15 protein-coding genes are annotated in these 16612 nt (G+C 70.0%); 7 read left to right on the top strand and 8 right to left on the bottom strand.

Annotated elements, in window-relative coordinates; all coding sequences use genetic code 11:
- Window positions 1–70: 70 nt before the first annotated feature.
- Window positions 71–649 carry a TetR/AcrR family transcriptional regulator gene (locus tag H074_RS17345; protein ID WP_007031341.1) on the top strand — a complete coding sequence of 193 codons (579 nt, stop codon included), beginning with the start codon at window positions 71–73 and terminating at the stop codon, window positions 647–649.
- Between the two features lie 63 nt (window positions 650–712).
- Here the strand turns inward: H074_RS17345 and iolD are convergent, their stop codons facing one another.
- The 7 genes from iolD to H074_RS17310 are packed head-to-tail and all read right to left on the bottom strand — an operon-like array spanning window position 713 to window position 8090.
- Window positions 713–2554, bottom strand: a complete 1842-nt coding sequence (iolD, locus tag H074_RS17340) for a 3D-(3,5/4)-trihydroxycyclohexane-1,2-dione acylhydrolase (decyclizing) (protein ID WP_007031340.1) — start codon at window positions 2552–2554, stop codon at window positions 713–715.
- Window positions 2551–3441, bottom strand: a complete 891-nt coding sequence (iolB, locus tag H074_RS17335; protein ID WP_007031339.1) for a 5-deoxy-glucuronate isomerase — start codon at window positions 3439–3441, stop codon at window positions 2551–2553. The genes iolD and iolB overlap by 4 nt, the downstream gene beginning before the upstream one ends.
- On the bottom strand, window positions 3438–4370 hold the full coding sequence (gene iolC, locus H074_RS17330; RefSeq protein ID WP_007031338.1) for a 5-dehydro-2-deoxygluconokinase: 933 nt from the start codon (window positions 4368–4370) through the stop codon (window positions 3438–3440). Before iolC ends, iolB begins: the two co-directional genes overlap by 4 nt.
- Window positions 4367–5152: an ATP-binding cassette domain-containing protein gene (locus tag H074_RS17325; RefSeq protein ID WP_007031337.1), complete on the bottom strand. Its 786-nt coding sequence runs from the start codon at window positions 5150–5152 to the stop codon at window positions 4367–4369. Before H074_RS17325 ends, iolC begins: the two co-directional genes overlap by 4 nt.
- Entirely contained in the window at window positions 5149–6183 is a 1035-nt protein-coding gene (locus tag H074_RS17320) for an ABC transporter permease (RefSeq protein ID WP_007031336.1), read from the bottom strand. Before H074_RS17320 ends, H074_RS17325 begins: the two co-directional genes overlap by 4 nt.
- A complete protein-coding gene (locus H074_RS17315) occupies window positions 6180–7166 on the bottom strand; it encodes a sugar ABC transporter substrate-binding protein (RefSeq protein ID WP_007031335.1) in 987 nt (328 codons plus the stop codon). Before H074_RS17315 ends, H074_RS17320 begins: the two co-directional genes overlap by 4 nt.
- Window positions 7167–7190: 24 nt before the next feature.
- Complete coding sequence (locus H074_RS17310) at window positions 7191–8090, bottom strand: sugar phosphate isomerase/epimerase family protein (RefSeq protein WP_007031334.1); 900 nt, start codon at window positions 8088–8090, stop codon at window positions 7191–7193.
- 99 nt (window positions 8091–8189) lie between these two features.
- On the opposite strand from H074_RS17310, the gene H074_RS17305 reads away from it, so the two are divergent.
- Together H074_RS17305 and H074_RS17300 are read left to right on the top strand one after the other, a co-directional pair.
- Window positions 8190–9194, top strand: coding sequence for a LacI family DNA-binding transcriptional regulator (locus H074_RS17305; protein ID WP_039922808.1), 1005 nt, complete (start codon window positions 8190–8192; stop codon window positions 9192–9194).
- A 4-nt stretch (window positions 9195–9198) separates the two neighbouring features.
- Entirely contained in the window at window positions 9199–10200 is a 1002-nt protein-coding gene (locus tag H074_RS17300; protein WP_039922703.1) for a Gfo/Idh/MocA family protein, read from the top strand.
- Here H074_RS17300 and H074_RS17295 read toward each other — a convergent pair.
- Window positions 10197–13184: an AfsR/SARP family transcriptional regulator gene (locus H074_RS17295; protein ID WP_007031331.1), complete on the bottom strand. Its 2988-nt coding sequence runs from the start codon at window positions 13182–13184 to the stop codon at window positions 10197–10199. The two genes, H074_RS17300 and H074_RS17295, sit on opposite strands and share 4 nt — an antisense overlap.
- Window positions 13185–13608: 424 nt before the next feature.
- Here H074_RS17295 and H074_RS17290 point away from each other — a divergent pair, with 424 nt between their 5' ends.
- From H074_RS17290 to H074_RS17275, 4 genes are read left to right on the top strand one after another with little or no spacing between them, the layout of a single operon-like run.
- Window positions 13609–14004 (top strand): GntR family transcriptional regulator, encoded by a 396-nt coding sequence (locus H074_RS17290; protein ID WP_007031330.1) that lies wholly within the window; start codon window positions 13609–13611, stop codon window positions 14002–14004.
- Window positions 14001–14864 carry an ABC transporter ATP-binding protein gene (locus H074_RS17285; RefSeq protein ID WP_007031329.1) on the top strand — a complete coding sequence of 288 codons (864 nt, stop codon included), beginning with the start codon at window positions 14001–14003 and terminating at the stop codon, window positions 14862–14864. Before H074_RS17290 ends, H074_RS17285 begins: the two co-directional genes overlap by 4 nt.
- A 9-nt stretch (window positions 14865–14873) precedes the next feature.
- Window positions 14874–15668, top strand: coding sequence for a transporter (locus H074_RS17280; protein ID WP_039922806.1), 795 nt, complete (start codon window positions 14874–14876; stop codon window positions 15666–15668).
- Window positions 15669–15682: 14 nt separating this feature from the next.
- Window positions 15683–16603 (top strand): ABC transporter permease subunit, encoded by a 921-nt coding sequence (locus H074_RS17275; protein ID WP_007031327.1) that lies wholly within the window; start codon window positions 15683–15685, stop codon window positions 16601–16603.
- Window positions 16604–16612 lie beyond the last annotated feature (9 nt).

Here is a 16612-nt window from a genome sequence, read left to right as displayed (position 1 = left end):
AGTGTGGCGGATTCGGATGCTGGTGGGGAGTATTTGACTGATCGTTACAGAACGTGGGAGGCTGGACGGCATGCCCCGCCCCAAGGGATTCGATCCCACCGAGGTGCTCGACGCCGCGGTGGGCACGTTCTGGCGCAAGGGATACGCCGCCACGTCGGCCCAGGATCTGGTCGACGGCACCGGGCTGGGTCGGGGAAGCCTGTACAACACGTTTTCGAGCAAGCAGCAGCTGTTCAAGGAGGCGCTGCGCCGCTACGAGGAGACGTCCGCGACCCGGGTGGAAGAAATACTGGCCGCGCCGGGCACCATCCGCGAGCGGATCAGGCGCGTGTTGATGGACGTGGTCGACGACGAGATGGACACCTCGGACGGGCATCGCGGCTGTCTCGCCGTCAACGCCGCCCTCGAACTCGGCGGGATCGACGACGAGGTCACCGCCCGCGTCCGCCACAACTTCGAGCGGGTGGAGAACGCGTTCCACGCCGAGTTCGCCGCCGCGCGGCAGGAGGGCGAGATCGGCCCGAACCGGGATCCGCGGGCGCTGGCGCAGTTCACCCTCGCCGCGATGTACGGCCTGCGGGTGCTGGGCAAGACCGCGGACCGGCAAGCGCTCACCCAGGTAGTCGAAACCACCATCCAGGGGTTGTGATGTTCCAGGTTTCGTGACAGTACCCCCGCGCTCGCGCGAATTTCTTCGACCGCGAGTAGTCACCTACTTGCGGTCCACATACCGCACCTGCGCCGCTTTTCCGTGCTCGAAGTCCTCCCTTCCCGAGAGGTACTCCGGAACGCCGACCTCCCACCAGGCGCCGGCTTCGGTCCACGAGTCCGGCCGGGTCCGCACCACGACCACCGCCGGTCGGCGCTCGGCTACCGCGGCTTCCCGTGCTTTCGCGTAAGCCGCCCGCACGTCGTCCACAGTGGACGCCGTGAACACCGCGCACCCCAGCGACTCCGCGTGCCGGGCGAAGTCGACCCGAGGGGGAGTGGCGTGCGCGCTGCGGCAGTCGCCGAGGAAATTGTTGAACGGTTTGCCGCCCTGCCCCTCCTGCAGCCGGGCGATGACCGCGTAGCCGTCGTTGTCGCAGACCACCGCCACGAAGGGATGCCCGGCGAAGGCGGCCGAGAACAGTTCCGAGTTCAGCATCAGGTACGAACCGTCGCCGAGCATCGTGGTGACCAGGCCGTCGGTGTGCGCCATCGCCGCACCCCAGGCGCCCGCGAGTTCGTAACCCATGCAGGAGAACCCGTACTCGACGTCCATGCTGATCGAGCCCGAGCCGCGCCAGCCTCCGATGAGTTCGCCCGGCATCCCGCCGGACGCTGTCATCACATAGTCGTGCGGCCCGGACAGATCGTTGACCGCGCCGACGACCTGGGCGTAGGTCGGCACCTCACCGGAAACGGCGCGCAGGGTGTCGATGTGCGCGTCCCAGCGGCCGCGCTCCGCCGCGGCGCGCTCTGTCCACAGTGGATCGACCCGCTGGTTTTCGAGCTGGGCGGACAGATCCACGAGACCCGCGTCGGCGTCACCCACGACGGCCAGCGCGCCGTGCTTGACCGCGTCGAACCGGGCGGCGTTCAGGGTGATCAGCCGGACGTCGGGGGAGAACACCGTCCAGGACGCGGTGGTGAAGTCCTGCAAGCGGGTGCCGACGGCCAGTACGACGTCGGCCTCGGCGGCCAGGACGTTCGCCGACGTCGAGCCGGTGACCCCCAGCGGGCCGGCGTGCAGCGGATGGCCGTGCGGGACCAGGGTGCGTCCTGCCGTGGTTTCGGTGACGGGGATACCGTGCCGTTCGGCGAAGGCCAGCGCGCGCTCGCCCGCGCCGGAATACCGGACGCCGCCCCCGAGCACCAGCAACGGTTTCCGCGCTGTCCGTAACACGCCCGCCGCTTCGGTCAGCGCCCGGCGATCGGGGCGCGGACGCTGCGGACGATGGGTCACCGGAGCGAACAGCGCGTCCGGGAAGTCGTAGGTCTCCGCCTGGACGTCCTGGGGGAGCGCCAGCGTCACGGGTCCCGCGTCCGCGGGATCGGTCAGCACCCTGGCGACCTGCGGCAGCGTCGAAAGCAGCTGCTCCGGCCGGACGATGCGGTCGAAGTACCGGCTCACCGCGCGGAAGGCGTCGTTGACCGTGGCCGTCGGATCACCGAAATGCTCCACCTGTTGCAGCACGGGATCCGGGGCACGGCTGGTGAAGGTGTCACCGGGGAGCAGCAGCACCGGCAACCGGTTCGCGTGCGCGACCCCGGCCGCGGTGACCATGTTCAGCGCGCCGGGCCCGATCGACGACGTCACCACGCAGACCTGGCGACGATGCGTCGCCTTGGCGTAGCCGACCGCCGCGAGTGCCATGCCCTGCTCGGTCTGCCCACGCCACACGGGGAGTTCGTCGCGGTATTCCTCCAGCGCGGTGCCGAGACCGAGGACGTTGCCGTGCCCGAAGATCGCGAACACCCCGGGGAACAACGGGACTTCCCGCCCGTCCAGGGTTTCCGACCGCTGCGCGAGCAGCCAGCGCACCAGGGCCTGTGCCGTGGTCAGCTTCATGAGACCCGCCCTTCGTGGCTCGTGACCGGGCAGCGCGGATCGAGCTCCTGGTCGTTCCACGTCTCGCGGACCCAGCCGTGCGCGGGGTCGTCGCAGAACGCCATCGATCGCTCGTCGGCAGGCCCGGCCAGGACGTTCAGGTAGTACATCGGGTAGCCCGGCGCGGCGACACAAGGACCGTGGTAGCCGCGCGGGATCAGGAAGACGTCCCCGTCCCGGACCGCGACGTCCTCGTCCAGCTCACCGTCGGAGGTGTACGTCCGGTGCAGGCCGAACCCCTCGCGCGAAGGTGTCACGCCGTCGCGGCCGGCGATGCGGAAGTAGTAGATCTCCTCGTTGACGACCTCGCATCCGGACGCCTCGTCGTGTTTGTGCGGCGGGTACGACGACCAGTTGCCGCCGGGGGTGATCAGCTCGCACGCGTTCAGCTTGTCCGCGTGGTCCCAGACGCCGGGCACACCGAAATTGGTGACCTGCCTGGTCGCCTGCCCCGCCCCGCGCACCTCCACCGGCACGTTCTCGGCCGGTCCGTACCGCGGTTCGAGGCGGCGGGCGCAGCGCGCCATCGGCAGCGCGACCTCGATCCCCGCCACTGTCGACAACTCGACTTCGGCGTCCCGTGGCACATAGGCGAAATCCGTGACCCGGGTGAACACGGAATCCCGCCCCGCGAGTTCGAAGACCTGTCCGTCGACCCGGACGGTGCACGCCCCCGCCAACGGCAGCACGAACGCTTCGTACTCGCCGGTGCGCACCACCCGGGACTCCCCGGCGGCCAGCGAGAGAACCCTCAGGCCGCTGTAGCTCCAGCCCGCCGAATCCGGGGTGAGCCGGACCGGATCCCGCTCGTCCGAAAGCGTCCCGAGTGGACGGTGCAGCTTGCTCACAGCAACTCCTCGATCTCGTCGGCGGTGGGCATGGCGTCGGCGCAGGCGAGCCGGGAAGCGACGAGCGCGCCCGCCGCGTTGGCGTAGGTGGCGATGCGCACCGGATCCCAGCCGGACAGCAGACCGTGGATCAGCGCGCCGCCGAAACCGTCCCCGGCGCCGAGCCCGCACACGACCTCGACCCGCCGGGGCGGCACGGTCCAGCGGCCCTCGGCGGTGGCCACCAGCACACCTTCCGCGCCTTTCTTGATCACCGCCAGTTCGACACCCCTGGCCAGCATCCGGGACGCGGCCTCGTCGGGGTCCGCCGTGCCGACGGCGACCTCCGCCTCGGTGCGGTTGCCGACCGCGACCGTGACGTGGTCGAGCATCCAGCCGATCTCCTCGCGCGCCGTCTCGGTGTCCGGCCAGAACATCGGCCGGAAGTCGAGGTCCAGCACGGTGTGCGACCGGCGTCCGCGCCGCTCGAGCATCTCGCGCTGGGTGCCGCGCGCCGGTTCGACGGAGACACCGGTCCCGGTGACCCACAGCAGCGGAACGGTCTCCACGACGTCCCAGGGCACGTCGTCCTCGGTGATGGTCAGATCCGGGGCGATGGGGGACCGGTAGAACAGCAGAGGCGGATCCGCGGGCGGGTCCAGCGAGCAGAACACCACCGGCGTCTGCAACCCGGCCGACGTCCCGACGTGCTCGGGGGACACGCCGAACCCTCGAAGCGCCTGCCGCACGTACTCACCGAAGCCGTCCGGGCCGACCTTCGTCAGCACCGACGTCGAGCGGCCGAGCCGCGCGGCGGCGACCGCGACGTTGGTCGCGGTGCCGCCGAGCGACTTGGCGAAGGTGCTGACCCCGGCCAGCGGCACGCCGCTCTGCTCGGGGTAGAGGTCCACCCCGACCCGGCCGACGGTGAGTGCTTCGAGAGCGGTCATGAAGGGGACTCCGCGGCTCGCAATTCGTGTTCGAGGGCTTCCAGTTCCGCGCCGCCCGCCATCTGCCGGGTCAGCTCGGCCAGGTCGATCTCGGACTTCTCGTAGGCACCGAGCGACGCGCCCCGTTTGAGCAGCAGGAAGCGATCGGCCACCGGGTACGCGTGATGCGGGTTGTGCGTGATCAGCACGACGCCGAGCCCGCGGTCACGGGCCTGCGCGACGTACTTGAGCACCACACCCGCCTGCTTGACACCCAGCGCGGCCGTCGGCTCGTCGAGGATCAGCACCTTCGCCCCGAAGTGCACGGCCCGGGCGATGGCGACGCACTGCCGCTCGCCACCGGAGAGCGTGCCGACCGGCTGCTCGACGTCGCGCAGGTCGATGCCCATGTCGGACAGCGCCTTCTTGGTCGTCTCGCGGCCCTTCTTCCGGTCCAGCGCGCGGAACGGGCCGAAGCCGACCGTCGGTTCGGAGCCGAGGAAGAAGTTCCGCCAGACGCTCATCAGCGGTACGACCGCGAGGTCCTGGTACACCGTCGCGATGCCGCGATCGAGCGCCTCGCGTGGCGAAGCGAACTTGACCGGCCGGCCCTCGACCAGGAACTCGCCCCTGTCGTGCTGGTGGACTCCGGCCAGGATCTTGATCAGGGTGGACTTGCCGGCGCCGTTGTCGCCGAGTACGCAGGTCACCTCGCCCGCGTTGACCACGGTGGACACGTCGCGCAGCGCGATCACGCTGCCGTAGGTCTTGCCGACGTCCTTGACCTCGAGGAGACGACTCATCGCCGGACCCTTTCCGCGCGCCGCCGGAAGGCGTTGTTGACCAGGACCGCGGACAGCAGCATCACCCCGAGGAACAGCATGAACCAGTCGCTGTCCCAGCGGGCGAACACGATGCCCTGCCTCGCCATACCGAAGATCAGCGCGCCGATCGCGGCGCCGATCGCCGAACCGAACCCGCCGGTCAGCAGGCAGCCGCCGATGACGGCCGCGATGATGTACTGGAACTCCAGCCCGATGCCCTGGTTCGCCTGGACGCTGGCGAACCGCAGGATGTTGATCGAGCCGACCAGCCACGCGGCGAGCGCGGTGGTCATGAACAGCATGATCTTGGTGCGCACCACCGGGACCCCGACGGCGCGCGAACTCTGCGCGGAGCCGCCGACGGCGAAGATCCAGTTGCCGAACCGGGTCCGCACCAGCAGCCAGGCCGCCAGCACGGCGAAGCCGATCCACCAGACGACTGAGATCTGGAACGCCGTCCCACCGATGTCCACTGTGGACGCGAAGACGAAACCGGCGGACTCGTAGCCGTCGGTCGAGCGCATCCCGGACACCTGGACGGTGCCGGTGACCAGCCGGGTGACGCCGAGGTTGAGCCCCTGCAGCGCCAGGAAGGTGCCCAGGGTGACGATGAAGCTGGGCAAGCCGGTGCGCATCACCAGCCAGCCGTTGAACGCGCCGACCGCGAGGGCGAAGACCAGCGACGCGAACAGCGCGAGCCAGACGTTCCAGCCCGCCTGCGTCGCCAATGTCGCGGTGACGAGCGCGGTGGACGCCGTCATGACACCGGCCGAGAGGTCGAACTCGCCACCGATCATCAGCAGGGATACGGCGACCGCCATGATGCCGAGCGTCGAGGCGTCGTCGAGCCAGGTCGCCACGCCGCTGCCGCTGAAGAACTGGTCGGTGACGACGGTGAAGAACAGGAAGACGACGACGGCGCCGAGCAGCGCGCCGATCTCGGGCCGGACGACCAGCCGGTCGAGCAGCCGCGGTTTCGCGATCCGTTCGTCGAGAGTGGTGGTTGTCATCGCGTGCCCCTTCGCACGTACTGGCCGACGGTGTCCACAGTGGATTTGTCGACCAGGTCGGGCCCGGTGAGCACCGGCTTCCCGCCGCCGACGACGTTCGCGTTGTCCCGGTAGAGCTTGAGGAACTGCACCGGGAGATAGCCCTGCTCGTACTGCTGCTGGTCGACCGCGAAGACCACGTCGCCCGCCTTGATCGCGCCGACCACGTCGGTGTTGAGGTCGAACGTGCCGACCTGCGCCCGCGAGCCGACCGCCTTGATCGCGCTCACCGCCCGCGCGGCGACCTGCGAGTTCAGCGTCAGGACGGCGTCGAGGGAGGAGTCGGTCTGCACCGCGCCCCTGATCCGGGATTCCGCGTCGGTGGGGTTGCCGATGTCGACCTGCAGGGTCCGCACGTCGCCCGCGAAACCGGTCTTGGCGCCGTCGCAACGCTGCGCCTGGCCGACGTTGCCCGCTTCGTGAACCACGCAGAGCAGCTTCTTCTTGCCGAGTTCCCGGAACTTCTTCCCGGCCTCCTCGCCGGCGATGGTCTCGTTCTGCCCGACGTGGGTGAGCGCGCCGTAGCCCGCGCTCTCGTCCTCGCCGGAGTTGATGGTGATGACCGGGATCCCGGCGCGGACCGCGTTCTCGATCGAGGTCTTGAGCGCCTCCGGATTCGCCATCGACACCACCAGCCCGCCGACCCGCTGGGCGACCGCGTTGTCGATCAGCTTGGCCTGGTTGCCGGGGTCCCCGTCGGAGTTGTACTCGACCTGGACGTCGAGTTGCCTGCCCGCCTCCTCGGCGCCGTTCTTGACCACGTTCCAGAAGGCGTCGCCCGCCGTGCCGTGCGAGATGACCGCGACCCGCAGCGGCCCGCTGGGCTGTGTCGTCACCGGGCCCGCGCCCGCGGCGGGTTTCTCCTCGGCCTTCGGCCCGGTGCACGCGGACAGGAGCGCCAGCCCCGCCACGACCACCAAAGCCTTTTTCAAGCGATGGGACATCGTCGTCTCTCCTCGCTTCTTCCGTTACCTGGCAGCCGGGAGCCGGCTGACGATTCCGTCGAGATGCGCCAGGCTCCTGGCCACGTCCCGCTTCGGCAGATCTTCCGGGCTCCCCTCGCTCAGCGCGGTGTCCTGTTCGAGCACGTACCACCCGTCATAGCCCGCCCCGTGGACGAACCTGACCATCGCTTCGATGTCGACGTCCCCGTCACCCAGCGGGACATACAAACCCTTGCCGACGGCTTCGGCGTAGGGAAGCCGTCCGTCGCGGACTTCGTCGGCGAGTTCGCCGCGAACGTCCTTGAGATGCAGATGGCCGACCCGTTCCGGATAGTGCTCGGCCAGCGCGACCGGATCGGTTCCGCCGATCATGAGATGCCCGGTGTCCAGGCACAGCGGGAGAGCGGAGTCGCCGAGGAAGCGCTCGACCTCCTCCTCGGTTTCCACCTGTGTCCCGACGTGCGGATGCAGTACGGTGCGAAGCCCGTGACGCGCGGCGATCTCGCCGATCTCGCCGGAGGTTTCGATCAAGGCCGCCCATTCGGCGTCGCTCAGCTTGGGGCGGTCGTCGTAACCGTCGAGGCCGGTCGCGGCGGCGAGTACGAGCATGTCGCCACCGCAGGCGGCGAACAGCGCGGCGGACTCCTCGGCCTCCGCCAGCGCGGCTCCGGGGTTCTCGTGCAGTACCACCGCGAGGAAGCCGCCGACCAGTTCGAGCTCGTACCCGCCGAGCAGTTCGCGCAGCCCGGCCGGATCGCGCGGCAGGTAGCCGGGCGGGCCGAGTTCGGTGGCGCGCACCCCCAGCTCCGCCATTTCACCCAGTACGGTCCCCGCGTCGAGCACGCGGCCCCAGCCGGGGACTTCGCAGACGCCCCAGGAGATCGGGGCGGCGGCGATGCGGATCCGGGATGTCGTCCCTGTCATCGGCGGCCTCCGGAGTCGGATTAGAGCGCTCTATTGCTTAGAGCGCTCTAATCTTGTAGCGTCCGTCACAGCAAAGTCAAGGGGTTGGAGGCAGTGAAGATGGCGCGACCGACGATGGAGGACGTCGCCGCGAAAGCGGGGGTGTCCCGTGCGCTCGTGTCACTGGTGATGCGGAACGCGCCGAACGTCTCCGACGAACGGCGCACGCGGGTGCTGTGCGCGGCGCACGAACTGGGCTACGAACCGCACGCGATGGCCAGGTCGCTGGCGAGCCGGACGTCGACCGTCCTCGGTGTGATGGTCTCCGATCTCCGCAACGCGTTCTTCGCCGACGTCGTGGAAGGGCTCGACGCGGCGGCCGAAGCGGCCGGGTTCCACTTGATCCTCAACACCGGTGGCCGCAGCCCCGCGCGTGAGCGCGCCGCGCTGAAAAGCCTGCTGTCCTTCCGTCCGGCCGGGGTGATCCTGCTGTCGCCGGTGGTGCCCGCGGCGGCGATCGAGGAAGCGGCCGCGCAAGGCCCCGTCGTCCTGGTGTCGCGTACTTCGCGCGCCCCGGGGGTGGACACGGTGAACGACGACGGGGAGGCGGGTTCCGCGCTCGCCGTCGATCATCTGGTCTCCTTGGGGCACCGGAGGATCGCCCATCTGGACGGTGGTCTCGCGGCCGGCGCGGCGGCCCGGCGCAGGGGGTACCAGCAGGCCATGCGGCGGCATCGGCTGCACCCGGTCATCGTGCGCAGCGAGCACACCGACACCGCCGGGGAGAAGGCCGTGCACGAACTGCTCGGCGAGCCTCCGCAAGGGGGAATGCCGACGGCGTTGGTGGCGGGCAACGACTTCAACGCCGTCGGCGCGATCTCCGCACTGGAGGAGGCGGGCCTGCGAGTGCCCGAAGACGTTTCCGTGGTCGGCTACGACAACACCTCGCTCGCCGCGCTGCGCCATCTCTCACTGACCACTGTGGACCAGCCGCGCACGGAAATGGGCAGGCTGGCCGTCGAAGCACTGCTCGAACGGGTCCGGGGCGAACGTGCCGAACCGGTCCGGCATCTGCTGCACCCGTCGCTGGTGGTCCGCTCGACCACCGCCGCTCCAGAAAGGTAACCACATGAGATTGGGACTCGCCGGCACCGGCCGGATCGGCACTTCGCACGCCGAGACCTTGAAGAGCTTCGACGAGGTTTCCTCCGTGGTCGTCGCCGACGTCGACGCCGCCCGCGCCCAGGCCGCCGCGGCCAAGCTCGGTGTCGAAGCGGCGGCGGACATCCCCTCGCTTTTCGCGTCCTCTTTGGACGGCCTGGTGATCGCCGCGGCGACGGACGCGCATCCGGAGCTGATCCTCAAGGCCGTGGACGCGGGAATCCCCGTGTTCTGCGAAAAACCGGTCGCCGCCGACATCCCGGGAACACTCGCGGTGATCGACAAGATCTCCGGTTCGGACGTGCCGGTGCAGATCGGTTTCCAGCGCAGGTTCGACGCGGGCTACGCGGCCGCCCGGGCGGCGGTGGCTTCGGGCGAACTCGGCTGGCTGCACACCTTGCGCGCGACCACGCTCGACCCGGCACCGCCGCCCGCCGAGTACGTCGCGCACTCCGGCGGTCTGTTCCGCGACTGCGGGGTGCACGACTTCGACGTCGTCCGGTTCGTGAGCGGCCGCGAAGTCGTCGAGGTCTACGCCGTCGGTACCAACAAGGGCGAGCGGTTCTTCGTCGACGCCGGTGACGTCGACACCGCGGCCGCCACCCTGACGCTCGACGACGGAACGCTGGCGGTGGTCTCGTTGACGCGCTACAACGGGGCGGGCTACGACGTCCGGCTGGAGGTCCTCGGCTCGGCGGGCAACGCCGTGGTGGGCCTGGACGACCGTGCGCCACTGACCTCGGTGGAACCCGGCGCCCAGCCGTTGCCCGGCCCGGCCTATCCCGGGTTCATGGAACGCTTCCGGCCCGCGTACATCAGTGAGTTGAAGGCGTTCCTCGATGTCGCCGCGGGTCGCGCGCCGAGCCCGTGCGGAGTGACGGACGCGCTGGAGGCCTTCTACATCGCCGAGGCGTGCGAGGTCTCGCGTCGTGAACGCCGCCCGGTCCGGGTCGAGGAGGCGCGCGGCTAAAGCTCGTCCAGGATCAGCTTCGCGCGTTCCTCGACGAGCCGGTAACCGGAGCGCGCGGCGAGTTCCAGAGCCAGTTCGCCGTGCGTCCGGGCTTCGGTGAGCTTTCCCAGTTTCAGCAGGGTTTCCGCGAGCCCGGTCCGCGCGGCGGCCTCACACCAGAAGAAACTGGTCGTCCGCGCGATGGACAACGCGAGCCGGTGATGTTCGGCGGCCTCCTCGGGCAGGCCGAGCCGCAGGCAGACCTCGCCGAGCCCGACGAGCGTCCATGCCTCGGTGCCCCGGTCACCGATCTTGCGGGTGAGTTCGACGGCTTGGAGCGCGTCCCTGCGGTTCTGCTCGCTCGGGTCGCGCCTGCTTTCGAGCACGGCCCTGCCGGACAGCGCCGTCGCTTCGCCGTAGGTGTAGCCCAGTTCGCGGTTGGCCGCGAGCGCGCGGGTGTAGAAGTCGTAGGCGTCGTCGGGAAGGCCGAGGTCGCGGTGCACGTTGCCGAGGTCGACGAGCAGCACCGCGACGCTGAACCGGGCGCCGTCCCGTTCGGCGATCGTCAGCGCACGGGTGAAGTTGGCGAGCGCCTCGTCGAGCTGACCCGTCTGCCAGTACGGGAAACCGAGGTTCGCCAGTGCCATCGAGACGGCGGGCATGTTCAGTTCTTCGCACAGCCGCAGGGATTCCAGCCCGCAGCGGATCGCCTCCTGCGGGTCGCCGAGGCGCTGGTGCACCGCGCTCAGATTGTTGAGCACGGCCGCGCGGCCGGCGTCCCATCCGTCGAGCAGGTCTCCGCGCAAGGCACTGGTGAGGTGTTCGCGCGCTTCGTCGTAGCGGCCGCTGTTGACACAGGCCAGCGCGATGCTCAGGTGCATCGCGGCTTGTGCCTGCCCCGCACCGCTGCGGCGGGCGGCCTTGAGCGCGGTCGAGGCCGTGTCGATCCATTCCGCGTGATGCCCGCGCTGGTGGAAGAAGGCGCGGAGCGCGTCGGCGAGGTGCCAGGAGAACTCGGGCGGGCCGTGTTCGGCACTGTGCTCGACCGCGGCGGCCAGGTTCGGCCATTCGGCGTCCAGCCACGCCAGCGCCTCTTCGGTGTCGGCGAAGGGTTTGTCCGCCGGTTCTTCGCGCGGCAGGCGCAGGAAGTGCGGGATGAGGGCACGGCCGGCGGCGTCGGCGGTGGTCAGGTAGCTCTCGAAGAGCCGCCTCCCCGCGGCGTCCCGTTCGCCCTTCGTGTCCTCCGCCCACGTGCGGCCCGCCGCGAAACTGCGGAGAAGGTCGTGGAACCGGTAGCGCCCCGGGGTGTAGCGCTCGACCAGATGCGCCGCCGCGAGCGCCTTGAGTTGCTGGTTCGCCTTCGAGTGCGGAACGCCGGTCAGCGCCTGCGCGGCGGGGGCGGTGAACGTCTGGCCGGGGACGAGCGCGAGACGGCGGAACAGTTGCCGGTGCTCTTCGGGAAGCGCCCGGTAGGAGACGCCGAACGCCGTGGTCACGGCACTTTCTTCGGCGCCGTCGACGGTCAGCTCCGCCAGCGGGTCGCCACCGGCCAGCTCGCGGGCGAGTTCGGCGATCTCGGGTTCGCCGCTCGCGCCGAGGTTGGCCGCCGCGATCCGGAGGGCGAGCGGGAGATGCCCGCACAATCTGGCCAGTTCCGCGGCCGCGCCCTCCTCGGCGGCCACGGTTTCGCTGCCGAGCACGGCTTCCAGCAGATGCCGCGCGTCCTCGGCGGGCAGCACGGACAGCGGGAGCGCGCGGGCGCCGGTGCGGACGATGAGGTCACCGAGTCGCTGGCGGCTGGTGACCAGGACGGTGCCCGAGGGCGGCAGCAGCGGCAGCACCTGGCCGCTGTCGCGCACGTTGTCGAGCACCAGGAGCACTTGCCTGTCGGCAAGGAGGGAACGGAGCAACGCGGCTCGTGTGTCGGTGTCCGGCGGGATCGCCTTGGGCGCGGTGCCGAGCGCCTGGAGGAGCTGGGTGAGCGCGACGGCAGGGGTGAGCGGTTCGTGGTCGGGGTCGAAGCCGCGCAGGTCGAGATAGAGCTGGCCGTCGGGGAACGAGTCGCGCACGCGGTGGGCCCAGCGGACCGCGAGCGCGGTCTTGCCGACCCCGGCGGTCCCGCTGATGACCCAGATGTCGGTGCCCTCGCCCGCGTGCCGGGTCGCCTCGTCGAGCCGTTCCAGCTCGGCCGCCCGCCCGGCGAACCCCCGGACGTCGTGCGGCAACTGCGCCGGACGGACCGGCTCGGGTTTGGCCGCGGCCGTCCCGGGCTCGAGGGCGGGATCGGCGGCGAGGATGGCGGCTTCCAGCCGTCGCAGCTCAGGCGACGGATCGAGGCCCAGTTCGGCACCGAGCCGGTCCCGCAAGGCACGGTAGGCCTCTAGGGCGTCGTCGGTGCGGCCTTCGCGGTGCAGCGCGAGCATGAGCTGCCCGACGAACCGCTGCCGCAAGGGATGCGCGGCGACCAGTTCGGTCAGCTCCGCGAGGACCTGCCTGCCGCGGCCGAGCCGCAGCTGCGCTTCGGCGCGATCCTCCAGCGCCGTCCAGCGTTCCTCGTTCATGCCGCCGCGGAGCCGCTGGGCGACCTCGCCGCTCACCACATCGGACAACGCCTCGCCACGCCACAAACCGAGCGCCTCGTCCAAGAGCTCCACGGCGGTCTCGTCGTCGGCGTCCCTGGCCTGCGCCGTCAGCTCCGTGAAGCGATGCAGGTCGACTTGGCGCGGGTCGACCTTGAGCAGGTACCGGGTGCCCTCGGAGACGATCTCCGGTCCGCCCGCGCCGCGGAACACCGCACGCAGCCGGGACACCAGCGCTTGAACGGTGTTCCGTGCACTGGCGGGTGGTTCTTCGGGCCAGAGCAGGTCGATGATCCGGTCGCGCGGCACCGGCTTGCCCGCCTCCAGCAGCAGAACCGCCAGCACGAGCCGTTGTTTGGGCGAGCCGAGATCGACCGGAACGCCACCGGCCCACGCCTCGACGGCGCCGAGGACGCGGAACTCCACCCGGTCACCTCCGCTCACCTCGTCGGAGCCTGCAAGCGTAGTGCAAGCGCCCTGCATCCGGACGGCGTGATCCTTGCCCTGTGTCCACCGAGGACCCGTCGCCGGAACCGTGCCCAACCAACCAGACGGGCAGGACCCCCCAATCGGTTCCGGTACGACGGTGGGCACCTTCAACTTGCACAGGCACCGCCATCTGACGGCGGTGGGGGTTGGGGGTAGTGCCAGCTCGACGTCTTCCCCCGTGTCGTCGGACTGGCGCTTCTTCTTGACTGGGGCTGGGGTTTTCCGTGAAGGCCCCCTTGAGGGATCCAGAGTCCCTCAAGGGGGCCTTCACGGTTTTCGGCGTGACCACCATCGATCACTTGACAGGTGCGGGCGCCTGCCTGCACCCTTTCACTACTTAATTAGTGAAAGGGTGTTGCCAGTGGTCACCTTCCACCTGGACAAGGGCTCGGGCGTCGCGACGTACGTCCAGCTCGTCCAGCAGGTCAAGAACGCCCTCCGGCTGGGGTTGCTGGAACCGGGGGACCGGCTGCCGACGGCGAAGGAAGTGGTCGCCGATCTGGCGATCAACCCCAACACCGTCCTCAAGGCCTATCGCGAGCTGGAACGCGAAGGGCTCGTCGAGGGGAAGCCGGGCCTCGGCACCTTCGTGCAGAAGACGCTGGGAGGCGCTTCGTTCGCGGAGCGCACACGCTTGCGCAAGAGCCTCGGAGCCTGGGTCCGCGACGCGCGGGAATCGGGGCTGGATCAGGAAGACGTCGAGGCACTGTTCACCTCGGTGGTGGTCGACGGCTTTCGAGGGGAGCGAACCGCATGACTGAGAATCCCGTCATCGAGGCGACCGGTCTCGGCAAGCGTTACCGCCGCAAGTGGGCGTTGCGGGACTGCTCCCTCTCCGTCCCGAAAGGACGCGTCGTCGCACTGGTCGGGCCCAACGGCGCGGGCAAGACGACCTTCCTGCACCTGGCCGTCGGACTGCTCGACGCGAGCCTCGGCTCGGTCTCGATCCAGGGAACCGCCGCCTTCCTCGCGCAGGACAAGCCCTTGTACTCCGGCTTCAGCATCGCGGAGATGCTCAAGTTCGGCAGGCGCCTCAATCCCGGCTGGGACGACGAGTTCGCGCTCAAGCGCGTCGATTCGCTCGGGCTCTCCTTGAAGCACAAGGTCGGCAAGCTGTCCGGCGGGCAGCGCGCGCAGGTCGCGCTCACCCTCGCGCTCGCGAAACGCCCGGACCTCCTGGTGCTCGACGAGCCGCTCGCCAATCTCGACCCGCTGGCCCGCCACGAGGTCATGCGCGGGCTGATGGAGGCGGTCGCCGAAACCGGGATGACCGTCCTGCTCTCGTCCCACGTCGTCTCCGACCTGGAGAACACCTGCGACTGGCTGATCGTCCTCAACGGCGGCCGTGTCCAGGTCAGCGGCGACATCGACGAACTCGTCGCCGGGCACCGGACCCTGTCCGGGCCGGTGGAGGAGGCTGACGCGCTGGCCAAGCGTGTCACGGTCGTGGACGAGGTCAGGACCGGAAGGCAAGCGACCGTCTTCGCCCGCACCGCGCCGGTTCCGCTGAGTCCACAGTGGACCGAGCGGCCGGCGAACCTGGAGGAACTGGTGCTCGCCTACCTGAGGCGGCCCGAGTCCGCGAGCCTGCCTCGTCCGACACTGGCTTCGGCGTAAGGGGGAATGATGTTCTGGCTCACCTACCGCCAGCACCGGATGCAGCTGCTGGTCACCGCGGCCCTGCTCGTGGCCGTCGGGATCCTCTTGCTGGTCAACGGGAACGCCGCGGCGGACAGTCCGAACCCGGCGAAGCTGTTCGCGGATCTGTACCAGTACCTCTCCTGGCTCCAGGTCGTCCCCGTGGCGATCGGCGTCTTCTGGGGCGCCCCGCTGGTCGCGGCCGAATACGAGCGCGGCACGACGAAACTCGCCTGGACGCAGTCGATCTCACGATTCCGCTGGCTGGGCGTGAAATTGGGGTTCCTCGCCGTTCTCGCCACCCTCGGCGGCCTCGCGTTCGGCGCGATGATGCAGCGCTGGGTGGAGGTCTTCCCCGCCGACCGCGGCGACACCGCCTTCACCAGCCGCTTCGACAACCCGGTCCTGTTCACGATGACCGGCGTCGCGCCGGGCGCGTGGTGGCTCTTCGGGTTCGTGCTCGGTACCGCGGCGGGCGCGCTCATCCGCAAGACCCTGCCCGCCATCGCCGCCACCATCGCGGTGACGGTGGGCTTGATGATCGGCCTGAGCAACGTGCGCGACCTCTACGCGGAACCGCGGCTCGTCACGCTGGGAACCGGTCAGGAACCCGTGGGCCGGGTCGTCGAAATGGTCAGGGACGCCGCCGGAGAGATCACCGCGCTCAAGGTCCTGCCCCAGGATTGGTACTGGCGCTTCCAGTGGACCGAAGCCGCGATCCTGGCGGGCGTCTCCCTCCTGCTCGCCGTCGCCGCGACCTTCGCCATCCGGCGCCGTTCCTAGAAAGGCATATTTCCTTGCTTTGGCTCACCTGGCGGCAGCACCGCACTCAGCTGCTCGTCACCCTCGGCTTCCTGGCCGTGGTCGGCGGGATCCTGCTCCTGTCCGGGCAGGCCGCCCGCGACGCCGCGAGCGGCGAGATCTCCTCGTACTGCTACGGCGGCGGCGTGCCCTGCCGCGACTACGACGCGGGACTGGAAGACCTCTACCAGAAGGTCTACCCGCTGATCGTGACCTTGCCGTTCGTCCCATTGCTGGCGGGTGTCTTCTGGGGAGCGCCGCTGCTCGCCAGGGAATACGAACGGGGCACGTATCAGCTCGCGTGGACGCAGTCGGTGAACCGTGGACGCTGGCTGGGCGTCAAGTTCGGCGTCCTCGCCGTGGCCGCGGCGCTCGCCGGGCTCGCCTCGGGGCAGATGTTCGGCAGCTGGCTGGAGATCTTCCCCGGCAAGGCCGAGACGCTCGGCGAGACGTCGTACTTCGGCGCCGTCGGCGTCGCGCCCGCCGCGTGGTGGCTGTTCGCCTTCGCCCTCGGGGCCGCGGCGGGGGTGCTGGTGCGCAAAACCCTGCCCGCCATCGCGATCACGGCCGCGGTGTTCGTCGCGGCCGCGATCACGCTGATGCTCCTGCGGCCGCACTACGCCGAGCCGGTCCGCACGGTCGGCGTCGATCCCTCGACAAAGGACGGCTTGATCGTGCGGGCGGGGAGGGTCGCGCCGGACGGGCGGGAGCTGCGGTTGCTGGACGAGGTGCCCGAATGTCCTCGCGGCAAGGGGATGAACGCCTGCGTCGAGGCGGCGGGATACCGCGACTTCACCGTCTACCAGCCCGCCGGCCGGTTCTGGCGGTTCCAGTGGACCGAGGCGGGCATCCTGCTCGCCGCGACCGCGGTGCTCGGGGGCGTCGCGGTAGGGGGCACGGTCCGCCGCCGTCGCTGAGACGGCGGC

It is taken from the genome of Amycolatopsis decaplanina DSM 44594 (assembly GCF_000342005.1).
GTDB classification, from domain to species: domain Bacteria; phylum Actinomycetota; class Actinomycetes; order Mycobacteriales; family Pseudonocardiaceae; genus Amycolatopsis; species Amycolatopsis decaplanina.
Note: the sequence above shows the minus strand (reverse complement) of the source record. Positions and strands in the feature narration are given on the sequence as shown.